General features: G+C 43.3%; 2 protein-coding genes. Both read left to right on the top strand.

The features are described 5' to 3' along the window. The first annotated feature begins 119 nt into the window (after positions 1 to 119). A complete protein-coding gene (locus IPJ83_07705; protein MBK7880427.1) occupies positions 120 to 779 on the top strand; it encodes a hypothetical protein in 660 nt (219 codons plus the stop codon). Positions 780 to 803: 24 nt separating this feature from the next. Next, the gene (locus IPJ83_07700; protein ID MBK7880426.1) at positions 804 to 19,856 is read left to right on the top strand and encodes an HYR domain-containing protein; all 19,053 of its coding nucleotides are present in this window, start codon (positions 804 to 806) and stop codon (positions 19,854 to 19,856) included. Positions 19,857 to 19,984 lie beyond the last annotated feature (128 nt).

Here is a 19,984-nt window from a genome sequence, read left to right as displayed (position 1 = left end):
AGTCAATAACCAAGCTCAAGGTATTTATAAGAAAGAGGTAATTCCGGTTTGAACTGACGAAGCCATCAGCCTTCCCGTATTACACCCTTTCCATTTATTTAATCAATTAAGCGCAAGAATTGAAGCTAAGTGCTCCTTTTGCTTTAATTGACTGTAAGTCCGGGATGTATTCCCCGAATGGCAGTCCGTGCTGTGTTCAGTTTCCTCTGAATGCAGGCTTGGTTTCTATTTCTCTCATAACATTCTTCGCTTTTAATCTATTATCCTGCACTTCACAGGTAAAAAAATCTGATAAAGACATTGTAAATCAATCCCTTAACACAGACACTACAAATATTTCTAATAAATCTGCAAACTTCAAAAGTGAATTTGTTGTACCCCTTGTCAATGCTGCGCTCAAAGACAAGGCTGAGCTTGGTGAATTTACACGACTGTTGAACGACCCTACCGTTAATTTCTTTATGAACAGCCACCCTGATTTCAATTTTGTGTACTTCGCTTACCCTGACGTTTCATATCGGAAACTACCAGCTGCATTGAGAGATTCAATTGCCAGTTCAGGTTATAATGAAACCAAGTTTAAGTTTTTCGCCAACCATGTATCGATGGTTTCAAAGGGAGTAATCCTCACAGAGGGGGTTAATTTCAATGAAAAATCGGTTAAAGTAATGGATGGCAAACTAAAGTGTGGCGACCAAAACTATAAGATTGTGAAAAGCCCTGAAAATCCTAACGATCCGATCCAAATTTTTATCATCGATCATCCAATTTCTTTTTAAATGAGGCAATTTAAAATCAACCCCATGAAAACATTTTTACGAAATCCCGTAAAGGCAATGAAAACCATCACAGGAGCAATAGCACTGTTATTGTTTTTGTTTGCTCCCGGTGAAGACCTATCCGCACAAGGACCTTGTGCTCCTGGCATGAACGTTTGCGTAACCCAAGGCAATAATAATCCAATAAATGCTGCCTTAGGAGTAGGCTGTTTGTACCTGACTCCAAATGTGGCCACCGGGCATGCCTGGCAGGCAACTGCTTCCTGCATGGGCTTTACAAGAATTGGGGGTGCCACGCCAATCCAGATACCACCTGCAGGTACTCCCGGACTTGTGCCTCAATCTGGAACATGTCCGAATGGGACCTCTTTTAATGTTTCATTGGTGACCACTTATTTTAATTTTGGAACCGGTGCCTTATGTTTTATTACCAACACAGATTCCTATACGGTATCTGATGCGGTAAACCCAACACTAACCATTCCTGCAACATTGATTTTGGATATAGACAGTGGATGCACTGTTTCACTTGCTAACCTTCTAAGTGTTGTAACCGGACCAAGGGTAGCAGACAACTGTACCAGTGATCCTACTTTGATCGCCAACGCATTTATTGTGAGTGGTTTTCCTGTGCCGGATCTGGCCTGTTCGACTTCACCTAACCTGGGCACTACTGTTCAATATCGTACTGCAGATGCCTGCGGCAACTTATCCAATATTGCTTCCGTAACCATTCGTCTTCGCGATCAGGTTGCACCTATACTTTCTACCTGTCCACCTGATGCAACAGATGCCTTTGATGCCAATTGTGAATATACGGTAGCAGATTTCAGGGGACTTGCTTCTGCCACGGATGCTTGTGGTAGTCCGTTTACTTATTCTCAAAGAGTTTTGGGCGTGACCAATCCTAATGTAGGCCCTTTTATAAATAATACCTTCCCAACGATCACCGGTGGATGTGCCGGCCCAAGGGTAATTACGATAAGAATATGTGCTCAGGATTGCTTTGGCAATGGCAACCTGGATCCTGCTCCCGCCGGACCTCTTCCAAGCAATTGCTGTACTTTAACAGTTACCGTATCCGATGTAACGCCACCTGTCGGTGCTTTGTGTCCTTCTCAAGTCGTTTTACCAGTTGATGTAGCATGTTCTGCAAACGTTCCTGACATCCGAGATGCCAGTATTTTTAGCGACAATTGTTCTGTTATTGACCCATCCCAAATAGGTATGTATGCTGACTTGGATGGAAATGGGACTTATGAATTCGAATTATTCGCACCGGGTACTCCTGTGATTCCTGGTGGTAACATTCCTGTATTTGCAGGAAATATCATTTGCAATCCACTTTTCCCAAATGACGAGGTCGATGTTCAATTTTCATTTATAGATTGCAATGGCAACCCTAATGGCGGCCCGGTATTGTTTAATTGTGATAACTTATTAAGATTTCAGGATGTTACGGCACCGGATTTATTATTGGATTGCCCATTGCCGGCTCCTGTTTTCTATTTAACTATAGATCCAAATACTTGTATATATTCTACCGTTACGATACCACAAGATTGGTTTAACGGTATAGCTACCGTAAATGACAATTGCGATGGGTTTCCAATGGAAAGAAATGATGCTGCCTCTTTTGGCTGTGGCCAACTAGGACTTCAGGATATTCCAATTTGGGGAGAAGACTGTTCGGGAAATGTAAGTGGCGTTTTAGGCAACTGTCAGGTTTTGATTCAAGTGAATCCACTTGACGCTGCATGGACCAACCCCGGAACAGTATGTATGTCTGATCTACCATTAAACTTATGCGATTACCTGGATTTAGCTACTGCACAGGATTGTGGTTATTGGTCTGGAGATTTCGTGAGCCCGGCTCCACCGGACAATCGCTGTAATGGTGGTAACCCTGCCATTTTTGAGCCAACCGGTCCCGGCGTTTATACCGTAACTTATACAGTTGGCGATGCCAATTGCCATGTGGAACTTACCCGTTCCATCAAGGTAGAACAAGATTATGCTCCGCCATTCCTGGTGGATAATTTTGGAATTTGTCTGTGTCCGGATGCACAAATTGATCTTGAATCCTACTTATTACAAAATGCACCTCAGGGTGGAGAATGGACGATTTTGTCTCAGGTTCCAAATCTTGGTGGACCGGTAACTCCGGGTGTGAACATCATTCCACCAACCGGTGCCGGATATTCTCACATCGCAAAATATGATGGAGGTTGTCTTGTCTTAAATTTAAGATATACGATCACAGATTGTCAGGGAGTTGTAACCTCTGACGATATTGCCATTACCATCAACGAATGTCCTAAAGGATCATTCGATCTTCCGGATGATATGTGTCAGGATGCTACACCATTCAGCATTAACGACACCAATAGAATATTTTATGGTTGCTTTGATTATCAGGTAACTTTTGAAGTAACTTCTGGTCCTTCAGGTAACACTTTGATCGGTGGAGCGCCAGTAACAGGTACGATTAGTACGCTGCCACCTGTAATAGTAGATCCGGGCAATGTGGTAGCCGGTAACTATACCATTAAAATGACCATCAACGACCCTACAGGCGCATTGTTCGGATGTCCTGATTTTGTCTACAATCAAGTGATAACCATTTATAAAGATGGGGCAAGTCCAAATGGAATTACCCCGGTTTCTCCATTGTGTGAAGGGTCCTCTACATTCCCTGTTACTCTAAGTCTGCTTAGTGGATTGGATGAAGCAGGCAATGCTTTAGTGGATGCAGATGTAAGATGGACTGGTTCAGGGGTTACTGACGGTCCCGGTATTAATGGAACATTCCAACCGGCAGACCTTGATGGAGATGGGTGGCCTGGTCCGGGCTTGTTCACTGTGTGTGCCAGTGTTGGGGACCCAAGATGCGAAGAGAACTATTGCATTGACATTCTTATCAACAATGATATTCCGGATAACGGAAATGACCTGGTTCAGGACTTTAAAATTTGTGCAACTCCAGGTACTTTTATACCATATTCTACCTTATTAGCCAATGGGTCTGTAGGTGGTGGTACTTTCAGTGCCAGCCTTTCTGCAATTTCAATTCCTGCCATCACCGGTATCTTATTGCCAAACGGTTTCTTTTATACCGGTGGATGCGGAGATGTAAACGTGACCTATACACTCCCTCAGGATTGTAATCCGGACAATATCAACAATGATGTTATTGTGACGGTTTGTCCTAGACCCGATGTGGAGATCAATGCTCCATCAACCGTCTGTACTCGTGACAATAAAGTAATCATCACCACTAATATGGTAGGAAGATTGCCACAATGTGATCAGACAGGTGTTTGGTCTGTAACTCCGGCAACTCCGGGACTCATCGGTATGACGGATGGTACTGCTATGTTTTCTCCTGCTCTTGCCGGAGAAGGCAGCTTTGAAGTAAGTTATTCTCTAACAACTGGTGCAAACTGTACAGATGTTGACAGAGCATTTATGGTAGTGAGTGCATCCAGCGATCCTTCATTTGTAGCTCCACAGGTAACATGTGTGGATGTTGCTGCCTTAAATCTTTCTTTGACTACGCCTGACCCAAGTATTCAGGATGGTAATCCACTCAACCGAGACAATACTCAGGAAGTAATCTGGACCGCTTCATGTGGTTCCTGTCTAACAGTAAATAGCGACAGTACTACCGCTATCTTCAATCCAAGCGCTGCAGGTGCAGGCACCTATTTAATTTGTGCTACCACAGGAGATCCTTCCTGCCAGCAATCCTATTGCACCCTCATCAGGGTTAATGCAGCAAATGACGCTACATTGGTGAATTATTTAGAAAAAGGTTGTTTTGATCTTCATTATTCAGGTGTATGTGGAGATTATGTGACGGATATCAATTTATCGGAATTATATACTCCAAGCACTACTCGTGGCGGGTATTGGACAATAGTTACTCCTTACGGTTGCCGCATTCTCAATGAAACATTTGAAGCAACTCCCGGATGCCACGAATTACTTTATACGGTACCTGCAGCTTTCCCGGGCGCAACTGATGCCTGTGCAGAGGTTTCTGACAATGTGTTCCTAATGATCACAGAAGAGCCTCAGACAGATTTCGACCTGGCAGAAGAAGTTTGCTGGGATGGTATTGCTGGATCTGTTAGTTTGCCTACTTTATATACCGGAGCAACTTTCGGAACCAATGCTTCCCAAATCACATATGCCTGGACAGCCTCTACTATTTCAGGTGCAGGTCCTGCTCCGACATTCAGTGACGCAACTACTACTGAACCTAATGTAATCATCAATGGAGCGGGCACATTCAACATCTGTTTAACCGAAACCATTGAGTACGAGTTATGTGCCGATAATGCAGTAAACGCCTGCGTTAATCAACATTGTGAAATCCTTGTGGTTAATCAAACCAACGTCGAAGTAATTCCTACCTGGACTTCCGCAGGGCCTTTCTGTGTGGACGATATCTGCATTGATTTGGATGCCAGAATCACCGGAAATACGGGTGGAGTTTTCACAGGAAATGGTGTACAATTGGATCCATCCCATTCAAATTACCGTTTCTGCCCATCCGTGGCAGGTCCGGGTACTCATACAATTTGCTATACTGTGAATAATGGTGCTGGTTGTTCTGCAGTGGAATGTCACAGTTTTGTGGTTTATCCTGCGGCAACTGTTGCATGTGCAGATACCAGAGATACTCTTCAGTGTGCTACCATGCCATTAGGTCCAAACAGTAATTTATACGGACCTCATGGAGGAGTATTCTTGTTTTCTAGATACACAATAGGCACCCATCCTTTAAATTCTATGCTTTGCGCCTCTGCTACACAAGGAGGAAATTGGACGTTGGTGAGTGCGCCAGCAGCCAATACAGGTGCAGTAGCTGGCAATTTATTATACTTTACCAATCCGGGTTGTTATACCGTAAGATATACTGTTTTGTCTGGACCTGGATTAGACGGAGTATGTAGCGCTACACAGGACTTCACAGTTCATGTTGGGGAAAGGCCAAATCCAAGCTTTGATCTACCGGATGCCATCTGTTGGGATCAGGTTTCTTTGGTACAATATACCATACCTGGCAACTTTATTACCAGCCCTGCTTACAGTGGTGTAGTAGTAAGAACTTACAGAAGTACCAATCCTGCTGTTGCTACAGTTACTCCAGTTTCTGGCGTAATCACCGTTGTTGGAAATGGTACCACCAGTATTTGCATGCAAGAAAGCATTACCACATTTGCCTGTGGCGTTACATTGTCTGTTTGTCTTGAAGAAGTTTGTGAAGTCATCAGAGTTGTAAACAATACTACAGTGGCAAATCCAGATTGGTCAGTTCTTGGACCATTATGTATAGACCAGGCATGTCAAGACCTGGATGCATTAGTTACGGGTACAGCAGGTGGAATTTTCACCGGACATGGAGTCAGACCTGTACCTGGAACTGGACACCCACAATATGAGTTCTGTCCTGCATTAGCTGGGGTAGGGACTCATGTAGTGACCTATACAATAAATTCCCCTGATGGATGTTCAGCTTCATTCAGTAGAAATGTGGTTGTTTACCCGGCTCAGAATGCCAGTCTCCTAACTCCTTTTAGATCAGGATGTATTGTTCTTAATGGGTTCAATATGATTGAGTTCGATCTTACCCAAACTTATCTTTCTGGTACGACAAGAGGAGGTACTTGGACCAAAATTTCAGGACCAAATTCAGCCGGACCATTTAACGAAACCTATTATGGTGAGCCAGGGTGTCACGTACTAAGGTATACTGTACCGGCATCATTTCCTGGAGCTACAGGAGATTGCGGTGTTATGTTTATGGACCTTAACCTGACCCTATCAGAAGAACCAACACCTAGCTTCGATGTAGCTGAGGAAATTTGTTGGAATGGGGTTGCCGGGTCTGTTAGTTTAAATCCGCTTTATAATGGAAATACGTATGGTGGTGGAGCCTCCAGCCATACATATAATTGGATTGCTACATTAATTAGTGGTCCAGGCCCTGTACCAACATTCAATAACAATACGATCCAAAACCCTACAATTACTGTTCAGGGTGCTGGAATATTTGAAATTTGCCTTACTGAGACGCTTGTCTCCTGTAATAATCCTGGGTTTTCTGTAAATAGTTGTTCAGAAACCTATTGTGAACGCATTACAATCCACCAATCCAATACAGAAGTTATACCCACTTGGACCGCCATCGGACCATTCTGTGTAGATCAGGGATGTCAGGACCTGGATGTGTTAGTTACAGGTACTTCCGGTGGCGTATTTACAGGGGTAGGTGTTAGACCTGTTCCGGGAGTGGGTCATCCACAATATGAATTCTGTCCTGCAATTGCCGGCCCGGGTACGCACGCAGTAACTTATACTGTAAATAACGGTGCAGGATGTACTGCCGTTCAGACTCATAATATTACAGTTTTTCCTGCGGTTACGCTGGCCTGTTTGGACACTCGCGATACCATTCAGTGCGCCACTCGTGCAACCGGACCAAATAACAACAACTATGGTCCTTTTAATGGAGTAACGCTAAGCTCAAGATATACACATGACGTTCATAGTTTAAGCAATCTTCTTTGTGCTACTGCAACCAAAGGCGGAATCTGGTCTTATGTCAGCGGACCTACCGGAACTGCCGGAACAGTTGCCAATGGAATTCTTCATTATACTGATCCGGGATGTTATACAGTAAGGTATACTGTTTCTTCATTCCCTGGCGGAACGGGAGCTTGTACAGCTACACAGGATTTCACCATCCATGTGGGAGAGGCGCCAAATCCATCATTTGACCTTCCGGACGCAGTTTGCTGGGATCAATTGGCCGGCTCTATTACCTATGATATTACCCAATTTATCACCAGCCCTGCTTATACAGGATCCGTGGTAAGAAATTACAGAAGCACCAATACTTCAGTGGTAACTGTATCAGCTGGCGGTTTAATTACCGTCGTTGGAAATGGTACAGCATACATCTGCATGGAAGAAGTAATTACCACCATTGCTTGCAGTGGAGTGAGTACCACATGTACTGCAGAAATTTGTGAAGCCATTAGGGTTGTGAACAATACAACTGTTACTAATCCTAATTGGTCTGTTCTTGGACCATTGTGCATTGACCAGGCATGTCAGGATCTGGATGCTTTGGTAACCGGTACACCTGGTGGAATTTTCACAGGACATGGGGTAAGACCTGTACCTGGAACCGGACATCCACAGTATGAATTCTGTCCTTCTTTGGCCGGAGTTGGAACTCATGTATTGACTTATACAGTCAATTCTCCTGACGGATGCTCTGCATCTTTCAGCAGATTGGTAACTGTTTTCCCTGCCAACAATGCTTCATTGGTTGTAGATGTTGCTATTGGATGTATTAATCTGGACAGATTTAATCCATTTTTCCTTGATTTAAGTCAATATTACACTTCCGCTACCACTCGAGGTGGTACCTGGTCATATATCTCTGGCCCTGGAAATAATTCAGGTAATCCAATTATCAGAAATGAAACTGCCCGTTTGGCTGATGGTTGTCATCAGTTAAGATATACCGTAGGTCCAGCCTTCCCGGGTGGAGTCAATGCTTGTGGTACTATGTCAGATGACATTTTCATTTTAATTGGTCAAGAGCCTCAACCTGATTTTGATTTGGCTGAAGAAGCTTGTTGGAATGGTATTGATGGATCTTTATCCCTTCCTACTCTTTACAACGGAACAACTTTTCCACCTAACAATGGTACCCTAACTTATAATTGGACAGTGAGTGCCATCAGTGGTGGTCCAGTGCCAACATTTAGCAGTACTTCAGCCCAGCAGCCTAACGTGATAGTGCATGGTGCGGGAACATTCAGGGTTTGTTTAACAGAGACCACGGATTATGATAACTGTGGAACTCTGGTGGGTAATTTTAACTGTACTGAAACCAAATGTCAAATCTTAACCATCCATCAATCCAACACAGAGGTCCTTCCTACCTGGACCCCGATTGGTCCTTTCTGCGTGGATCAGCCATGCCAGGATCTGGATGCTTTGGTTACCGGTACACCAAATGGCGTATTTACCGGAGTAGGTGTTAGACCTGTTCCGGGTGTAGGTCATCCTCAATATGAATTCTGTCCTGGTATTGCAGGCCCTGGAACTCACTCTGTAACTTATACAGTTCAGAATGGAGCAGGATGTACTGCCGTACAAACTCATAATATCGTGGTTTATCCAGCGGTAATGGTTAATTGTACCGATACAAGGGATACTTTACAGTGTGCTACTCAGGCAAAAGGACCTAACACCAATACATACGGACCTTTCAATGGGGTTACACTGGCTTCAAGATATACATTGGGAAGTCATAATCTGACAGATCTGCTTTGTCCTACAGCGACACGCGGTGGAACATGGTCATTTGTAAGCGGCCCTGCTGCCAGTACCGGTGCTGTTGTGGAAAATACTTTGCACTTTACAAATCCAGGATGTTATACAGTACGATATACTGTACGTTCATTCCCTGGCGCTACCGGTGCTTGTTTGGCCACACAGGACTTTACTGTACACGTTGGCGAAATGCCAAATCCTTCCTTTGATTTGCCGGATGCAATCTGTTGGAATCAATTGGCCGGATCGGTCACTTATGATATCAACAACTTTATTACCAGCCCTGCATACAGCGGCTCAGTAGTAAGAAATTATAGAAGCACCAATACTTCAGTGGTGACCATCAATGCAGCAGGAATTATTACTGTGGTAGGTAATGGAACCGCTTCCATTTGTATGGAAGAAGTGATAACCACCACTGCTTGTGGCTTGAGTACTACTTGCCGTGCAGAGGTATGCGAAGTGATTCGGGTTGTAAATAGTGTTACGGTTAACAATCCGGAATGGGGACCACTAGGTCCATTGTGTATTGACATGCCATGTCAGGATCTGGATGCCCTTGTTCTTGGAACAACCGGCGGTGTGTTTACCGGAAGAGGCGTTAGACCTGTTCCTGGAGTAGGCCATCCACAGTATGAATTCTGCCCTGCTATTGCAGGAGTAGGCATTCATGCGGTAACGTATACGGTTAATTCACCAGATGGATGTAGTGCAACCTTTACCAGAAATGTTGAAGTAAAACGTGGATTAATTCCTAATATCGGACCAGATGTGGTTAGGGGATGTTATGATTTCAGTGCAGGGTCTCCTAATCCTTTCACAGATTTCGATCTTTCCGAATTATATTTAGATACCACGACCAGAGGAGGGACTTGGACTCATTTGTCCGGCCCTGCTTTTGTGATCCGAAATGAGACCATGTCGGCAATGCCTGGTTGTCATCAAGTAGTGTATACTGTACCTGCTTCTTATCCGGGTGCAACCGGAGCTTGCGGTCCAAAATCCGATACGGCTTTTGTATTGTTGACAGAAGAACCGCAGCCTAACTTTGATGCCCAGGATGCTGTTTGTTGGGAGCCATTGGCTACAGTTACCATCACTCCATTCTTGAATTCCGACACTTGGGGCAACAACGGAACATTGACCAGGACCTGGTCCTTAGTTCCTCCCGCTCCTGCCGGAGTAACTATAAATGCTTCAACGGGTGTTGTTACAATTGGACCAGCTCCACCGGTAACACCATCCACATTTAGTATATGTCTTACAGAAAGAATTACTTATGCCTCTTGCGGAACAAATCCTGCAGGCAGCTTCTGCGAAGCAGTTAAATGCCATCAGATAAAAATTGAATCAGGAACTCCATTGATCTCTTGCTTCACCGCCAGCGCAGATTCCGTTTGTGTTGGAACTCCTATCACATTAACTCCACTTGCCACACCAAATGATGGAATTTGGACATCCGCTGACACGGTTGGTGGTAGGGCTACTTTGGTTAGAAATGCCAATGGAACAGCAGTCTTCACGCCTAGAGTTTGTGGAATTTTTGTAGTGACATATACCCGTTCTACGCCAAATGGTTGTACCAATACTTGTAGCAGAACCATCAGAACTGACCTTACTCCACCGGTGGTTATTACCCCTGGACCATTGACGGTTGAATGCGATGGTACGCCTCAAACTGCAAGAATGACTGCTTGGGCCAACACGGCTAGATTTACCGACAACTGTGCAGGTGGAAGTCTGAGCTGGTTGGTATTTGACAGAAGATCCGGATGTAGCCAATATACTGGCAAATATATTTTCGAATTCACTGCACGTGATTCCTGTGGAAATACGGCTACAGCTTACGACACTTTCACCATTTTGGATAGAATAGCCCCTGCAATCACAGGTGGTGCAGATCTTACCATCAATTGTGGGGTACCTACAACATACGGTCAGTTAGACGGTTGGTTAAACACCAATGCTGGCGCATCTGCAACAGATGCATGTTCAAGAGTAAGATGGACCAACAATTTTAATAGAAATTCATTGCGATTGGAGTGTAACAACCCAACCGGTACACCGGTAATATTTACTGCAACGGATGAATGTGGTAATTTCAGTACGGTTACTTTTAGAGTATTCCTGATCGACAACAACAATCCTGTCTGGAATGTACGACCGGTTAACTTGACCATTGAATGCGATGGAACCAACGATCCTTACGCTCAGATTTCAGCATGGTTGTTGAAAAATGGTGATGGGGTTGCAACCGATTCCTGTTCCACTGAGATTTTCTATTCTAACAATTATACCGGCCTTTCAAATGGTTGTACCAGAACCACAGGATCTGCTACAGTGACTTTCACAGCCAGAGATTTCTGTGGCAACAGTGTTTCTGCAGTTGCTACGGTTACAGTTGTGGACAGAACTCCACCTGAAATCGCTTCCCCTGCAAAGGATACAGTAGTAGAATGTGATGGAACCGGTAATGTTAATGATTTTGCTTCATGGATCGCCAATCATGGAGGAGCCAGGGCAATTGATTTGTGTAGTGGTGTTTCATGTGGCCCATTATCAGGTGCACGTGCGGCTCTTGTAACGGATCCTTCTTTCCCTTGGGGAGGCGGACCATCTTACAATGATTACACAACTTCCATGAATCAGATTTTTGGAGCTGGAAACTGGGATCAACTTAATTTTGGTACCCCAGCCTCTACCATTTTCTCCAGAAATTATAGATTTATATACATTGATGGAAGTGATGGTTCTGCCAATGCCTTTAACACTTTTGTAAATGCCAACAGGGCGGCAATGGAGGCTTGGGTGGCTTGCGGAGGAAGATTATTATTGAATTCTGCACCAAATCAAGGTGGCAATATTGATCTTGGATTTGGAGGGGTACAGATTCTCTATACACCAGGATCTACTTATGTTGGGAATGTAATTGCCTCAGGTCCAATCGTAACTGGGCCATATCTGCCAACTGGCGCTAATTACACCGGAGGGTTATTTGGACACTCCATTGTAGGTCCTCCATCCATGAGTGTCATGATTCGTGAAAATGGAGGTGCCAACAGACCGGTACTTGCTCAATCCCTTTGGGGAAGTGGGGTGGTGATGTTTGGTGGAATGACCGCATCTGGTTTCCACAATCCTCAACCTAATGCCAGAAATTTGAAATGGAATATTCTGAATCACTTGAATTCATTGCCATTACAGACAGATATCAACAGTCTCACGGATGGAATTTTTGCATGGGATACTACATTAATGCGTACTCAGGTAACCTGTGGTCAGAATCGAATTCTTACCTACATGTTCAATGCTTTGGATTCCTGTGGAAACATCTCTCTGGGAACCATAGCCAGATTTATTGTACGGGATACCACGCCGCCTGTTTGGTTGGTAAATCCTGCAAATGAAGTGGTGGATTGCGACAGCAGAGGAAATATTGCACAATTGAACGCTTGGTTGGCAGCAAATGGAAGGGGAGTCGTACTTGATGATCCATGCAATGGAACGGTCAGATATGAACATGACCTCATTCGTGAGTACGATCGATGCAGCAATACAGATAGTGTTATCTATCGATTCACTGCCACAGATTGTTCAGGAAATACAAGCTTCCGTGAAGCAACTTTCCATATTCGTGACGTCACACCACCAGTAATTACCGGTGGATACAATAAACTTACAGAATGTGATCAATCCGGTGCAGGTAACGATGATGAAATTACCGCATGGCTGGATTCACTTGGTGGTTTGTCTGCAACTGATATGTGCAGTGACAACATCACCTGGAGACATAATTTTAGTGATAACAGATGGGTTCGCGGTTGTGGGGATACCAGATTCCAGGATGTAACATTTACAGCAACGGATGATTGTGGCAATTTCTCCACAAGAACTTTGCGTATTGGGACAACAGATACGACAAAACCAGTATTCTTCAATTGTCCAAGACCACCAATCGTAGTGGCAGCAGAAACTTTCCATTGCGATGCATATGTGAATTTCTCACCAATGGCAGCTTTCGACAATTGTAGTACCCCAACTGTAAGACAAATCGACAAGACCGGCCTGAAATCAGGAAGCAGATTCCCTGTAGGAACAACTGTCCTTGTTTTTGAAGCAGCTGACCCTTGCGGAAATAAGGATACTTGTACCTTGAAGATTGTAGTAAACGATTTCTGGGATCTTCCTTCCATTACTTGTCCATCAGCCAAAACTTTTGATGCGGCTTTGGATTCATGCGGTCGTACCCTTACTTCTGCAGATGGTATTGATCCTACCGGAATTAAAGACAACTGTCCAAACACTTTGGTGAGTTATACTATTACTGACAGCACTGGAACAGTGATAAAGTCAGGATTTAACTCTGCAGCAGGAAGTTTCTTCCCTGTCGGTGTAGATACCATTACTTACTGTGTTACAGATCAGCCATTGTTGAAAATCACGGAAGTGACACAACAATTGGGTACGCCTATAGCTGGTGGAACGATTACAATTGGAAGAACAAATCCGGTACCGGGATTCATCACCACTGATTTAGTGGATGGAGATTACCTCGAGATTGGAAACTATGGTGGTGGAATAATTGACCTCACTTGCTTGAGTATTGAAATAGTCGGGCCTGCAGGTTCAATCTGTAATTATACACTTCCTCCGGCCTTCGCTTTGATGCCAATGCATTTCCTTGCTCCTGGTCAGGTAGCGACCTTCCACATCGGTTCCGGTGTTGACGTTCCAGCCAGCAGATTCTTCCACATGAATTGTACCCAGGCAGGCATCAACGATCAGCGTGCTTACATCTTAAGATTGGTTGATCGTGTGATCGATGTGGTGGCTACCAATGGATTTAATCCTGTTGGACGAGGTACCAGTGCTGTAGTACTTGCTGCAGATTGGGCCGGTGCTACAAATCCACATTTCTGCCGTGGATCCTACTACAGAAAAGATCATATTGATAACAATAGAAGTTCCGATTGGGAATTAGCGGAGTCTTGTAATGCAGCTTCTATCGGAAGCTGGAATCCTGGAAACTTGTTCTCTACTGCAAATCTGGATACAGTATCCATGCAGTCTATCGTTCATCCACCGGTTTGTTGCAAAGTGCCAATTACTATCCTGGACAAACAAGCACCGATATGTGGAAGACTGGATTCGCTCAGCAGTGGAATTCCTACCAACCTTAACGTAGCATTTACACAAGGTCAGTGCTTTGCATCTACCGTGAATATTGCCAACAATTGTATCGTTGGTGGAGTAAGAATTCTCAACATGACTGGTACTTCCAGCCAGGATTTAGGTGACTGGGAAGTTACCTTGATCAGCCCAAGAGGAACAAGAGTCAAATTGTGGGAGAATGTTTGTAATTCTTCTACTGCTTTTAATTTGAACTTTGGAACCCTTGACAATAAGGGCGGAACGTTTGGAAGTATTAACGGAGCAGCCTGCGTGCCTAATTTTGGCAATGGTGGTTTCTATATTCCGCAAGAGAGCTTTAACAAATTCTACGGAGAGCAGGGTCAAGGCATCTGGAGATTGGAGATTGAGGACAACAGCTGTTTTAATTCTGCTATTTCCAATGTACTTACCAACTGGAGATTACAGGTACTTTGCAAAGGGCCTTCTAATCTAAGAGATACTACAATTACCGCTGATTTCAGACAGTGCCGTAAGAAATTCTTATGGTTCCATCCGCAAATCAATGACAATTGTCAGGGAGGTACAATGGTAATGGAATATGTTACTACTTGTACAACAGCCAGAACTGGGGTTGTAACTACCGTACTTGGTCCGATTACCAAAAATGTAACTCCGGGAGCTTGTGATTCTTTAGTTCTTCCAATCGGAACAACCAAGATAACTTATACACTCAGGGATCTTTCAGGCAATCAGGGAATGTGCATGTTTACAGTGAATGTTAAGGATATCAACGGTCCGGTAATCACTGCAATGAAAGATCTTGTCATCAGAGCAGAACCGGGTGAATGTGGTAAATTCTACTACTTCACTCCAAATGTAGAAGACTCATGTGGGCTGGATACTGTGTATTCAATACCTCCTAGTGGAACTTTCTTCCCGGTTGGTAAAAACAGGGTTTGCATTTACGGAATAGACAAGAGTGGAAACAGAGACTCTTCTTGCTTCACCTTGACTGTAGAACCTTACGTGCCTAGTTCAGGCGAACTGGCATGTAATGATCTGATCAATCTATCATTGGATGCCTCATGTACGGCAGTACTTAATCCTGACATGATTCTTGAAGGTGGTAACCATTGGTGCTACAATGATTATGAAATTATAGTAACTGATGATAGAGGAGTTCCTCATGCAAGCACCTTCACCTACAACGATGTGGGTAAGTGTTTCAAAGTAACCATCAGAGACCCACGTACAGGTAACTCCTGTTGGGGAAGGGTTTGTATTGAAGACAAACAAAAACCAAAATTGTCTTGTCCTCGTGATACTGTTGTAAGTTGTATTTCTACTCTGGATCCAAATGATTTGGGTCGTGCGGTAGTTACAAATTGTGAACCTACAGCTGTAATCACATACTTTGATGAAGTTGCAGAATTAGGAGAATGTGCTGTGCCGTATGTAGCTGTTGTGAACCGTTGGTGGTTTGTAGAGGATGCTTATGGAAACAGAGATTCTTGCGCACAGATTATATCTATTGAAAGAATGGATCTTACCAAGATCAGATGGCCAAGAAGCTATGATGATCTTGATCTTCCTCATTTGGAGTGTTCTCAGAGAATTAATGACAAGGATATTTCAGGACACTTTTTGGCTTATCCTGATTGTGTAGATGGATATTTGCTTGATTCAGTGCATTGGAAAGCAACTGGTGGAACAATTGCCGGCGGAGATTTGTCCGGTGAGCGTTTACCGAAAGCTTTGGGTTGGAATGATATTACTTCCGGAAAATTTGCCGGACATCCAAATCCTTATCCTGTTTACTATCAACCACATCCTAACTGGAACACAAATCAGAATTTCTGTTGGGGACCTGATGAGGTGGTTAGATGGATTGGAACAGGAGTCCCTACAATTGATGACATTGACTTGTATAAGAGAGGAAGATGTGCCTTATCCATCAGATATGATGATGAGGTTTACGATATCTGTGAAAACAGTTACGAGATCCTTCGTTATTGGAAAGTCAGAAACATGTGCTTGCCAGTAATCGCAGGGGTGAACCCGATCGAGTATATTCAAGTCATTCAGGTATTGGATAAAAAAGGACCTGAAATTGCTTACCCGGATACGATATCCCTATCTACAGGTGCATTTGATTGTAAAGCAATTTGGGATGTTGCAAGTCCTTGGTTAAAGGATGATTGTTCAGATAGCATTAATTATGTAATCAAAATGAAAGTGGGTAATCCGGTTCAGTTGGCTAATGGCCAGTGGATTATTTACAACCTTCCAGAAGGTCTTCATGCAGCCGAGTTAATTGCTTCTGACAATTGTGGTAATAAGACCATAAAGAAGATGATGGTGAATGTATTTGATGGAACACCTCCGGTACCGGTTTGCCGCACAAAAACGGTAGTATCTATCACTGGAAATCAATCTCCTGGTCAAAACATTGCTACTGTATATGCTGAATCATTCGACGAAGGTTCATTCGACAACTGTAAAGACCACATCTACTACAAAGTCATTCAAATGGCTGAATTGTTGGGTACCAACAACGGTAGCAATGCCAACAATACAGTTGCTTGCAATGGTTTGAATGGTGACGATAATTCTTCACTCACTGGAAACCAGGTTTACTTTGACGATGCAACATCATTCTGTTGTACCAACACTGCGCAAAGTGTAATGGTGGTTTTAAGAGTGTTTGATGTTGACCCTGGAGCAGGTCCTGTTGCACCAAACAGAATGAACAACAGAACAAGTCCATTGTATGGAAGATTCAACGATTGTATGGTTGAAGTGGAAGTTCAAAGTAAAAATCCACCAACTGTAGTTGCGCCACCGAATATTGTGGTGAGTTGCTGGTTCTGGTTTGACATCAATAAGATCACTGATCCAAATGACCCTACTTTTGGTCGAGTGGTAAGTGACTTGAGCGACAGAAAGAAAGTGGTAACCCAGGATTTGGTTTGTGCTAAATTCTGTGAAAGAAATGACATCACTGGATATCCTGGGTATGTTGCGACCAACACAGTTCCTAAACCTGCACCAAACCAGGCTTGTGAGTATTACTACAAATATTTTGATACAGCGCATTGGGATCGCAAATATGAATTGCAATGGGGTTTTGATGGATATGTCCTAAGCAACTGCGGAGCGAATTATACCATTACGGTTAATGACCTTCGTGAATGTGGTCAAGGTGTTATACAGAGAATTATTTCTGCACAAGGACCTAATAACCTGAACATCACAGCGATTCAGACCATCTGGGTGGTTGATTGTGATCCTTTCTATGTGGATGACGTGACTTGCAATGATCCTAGATACACTGACTTATTGTGGCCAAACGGTATTTGTACGCAGACTCCAGTTACTATAGAAGGTTGTGGCGCAGACATCAGTCCGGACAATCCTCAATTAGGTAGACCTACTGTAATCAATAATGCAAACGACAACTGTTCTTTGATTTCTATTGAACATTTTGATGAAATATTCACCATTGAGCCGGATGCTTGTTTCAAAGTCTTGAGGAAGTGGGTGGTAATCGACTGGTGTCAGTATGATCCATTCATCGACCCTACAAAAGGCAGATGGGAAAGAACCCAAATCATCAAAGTAAGAGATCAGGACAAACCGGTAGTGACCTGCAATGTTGGTCCTTGTGAACCTGCAGTTGTAAATGCAAAATTAGGTGTTTGTGTTGGACACATCAGTCTGACATCATCCGCAACTGATAAATGTACTCCTGAGGACTGGTTGTTCTACGAGTACAAAATCGATGCATACAATGACAAAGTTGGAGTTCATGGTGGATGGGATTTCAGAGTAGGAAGTCTTACCAAAAAGCAATATGCTCAGGGAGATACAGTGGAATTCAGTCACAATCCGTTTGCGGATGATCCTAAGAATCCTTTTGATGCAAGTGGTACATACCCTATTGGTATTCACAGAATCAGTTGGTTCGTAGAAGATGGTTGTGGAAACGTTGGGGTGTGTGAAACTTTATTTGAAGTTAAAGACTGCAAAGCGCCAACACCTTATTGCCACACAGGAATCATTACTGTGCCAATGCCTTCTTCAGGTTGTGTGGATATCTGGGCAAAAGATTTGGATTTGGGCAGCTACGATAACTGTACTTCCAAGGACAAATTGAAATTCTATTTTGACGGTGATCCTACTAAAGCTTCTGTAACTGTTTGTTGTGATGATTTTGTGAATGCAAAGGCGAACGATGAATTGAAACTTGAAGTGGAAATGTGGGTCGAAGATGAAGAAGGCAATAAAGACTACTGTAAAACAACAGTGATAGTCCAGGATAATCAAAATATTTGTCCGGACAACTTTAACAACAAAGCAAGAATTTCAGGGGATCTAAAGACTGAAAAAGGTGATCTGGTTGTACCTGTAAATGTTAGTCTGTTTAAAGGAACTAATCTGTTGATACAGAGACTTGGAAATCCGTATTTGTTTGGAGACCTGGAAATGGGCGTCAACTATACCGTTGATCCGGATAGAAATGACGATCACAAAAATGGCGTATCCACTCAGGACGTTGTTTTGATTCAAAAACATATCTTGGGTCAGGCTGCCTTGAATTCTCCGTACAAAATGATTGCTGCGGATGTAAATAACAGTGGAAGCATAACTGCTGCTGACCTCGCTGAAATACGGAAGTTGATATTAGGTATCAACAGTGAATTTGCAAAAGTTAGATCCTGGACATTCATTCCTTCTGAATATGTGTTCGCAGATCCAATGAATCCATATGGCGCACCAAGAAAATCAACAGTTTATCTTGATTCAAACAGAATTGTGGACTTCATCGGAGTGAAAATGGGGGATGTAAATGGCAATGCTCAAGCGAATAATCTCCAAGTCATCAACAACAGAACCAATGGAGATCTTTCCCTGGAGATCGATCAGGAAGACCTCATCCCGGGTGAGTTGGTTAAGGTTCATTTCCGTTCTTCTGACTTCAACCAGATAACAGGCTATCAGTTTACTTTGAAGTTTGATGAGAAGAGTCTGGCCTTCGAAGGAATTGAAAATGGTGCTGTTGGCGTTACTGAAGCCAACTTCGGTACCATGGCATTGTCCAGTGGTTATTTAACTACAAGCTGGAATTCCTCTAAGGGTGAAACCATTGCACCAGATCAGATCTTGTATACGCTGACTTTCAGAGCTTTGGGATCCGGCAAGTTAGTACAGAAATTAGGTATCACCAGTGACATTACCCGTGCAGAAGCATATAATGCCCAAGGACAGGAATTGAACATTAAGCTTGGTACCCGAACAGCGAAAGGATTTGAAGAAACAGGTGTATTCGAATTGTATCAAAACGAACCGAATCCATTCAGCAAGCAGACTTTAGTGAATTATAGATTGCCAAAAGCAGGTGCAGTTAAAATGACCATTTATGACCTTTCAGGAAAAGTACTGAGAGTGTACGAACTCAAAGGACAGAAAGGTCTCAACAGTATCCAGCTTAAACGCGAAGATTTGAATGCGGATGGAATTCTGTATTATCAATTGGATGCGGACGATCATACAGCCACTAAGCGAATGATTTTAACGAGATAATCCAATATCAGATTAACCTAAAAAATACCCCCGTGCTTAAATGTGCGGGGGTATTTTTTTTTGTTCTTTTTGTATTAATACAAAAAAAGAACAAGGATACTAAGATGGGATTTAGGACAACTTAAGTG

The sequence above is a fragment of the Candidatus Vicinibacter proximus genome, assembly GCA_016713905.1.
Lineage (GTDB): Bacteria > Bacteroidota > Bacteroidia > Chitinophagales > Saprospiraceae > Vicinibacter > Vicinibacter proximus.
This window is presented reverse-complemented; position numbering and strand designations above follow the sequence as displayed.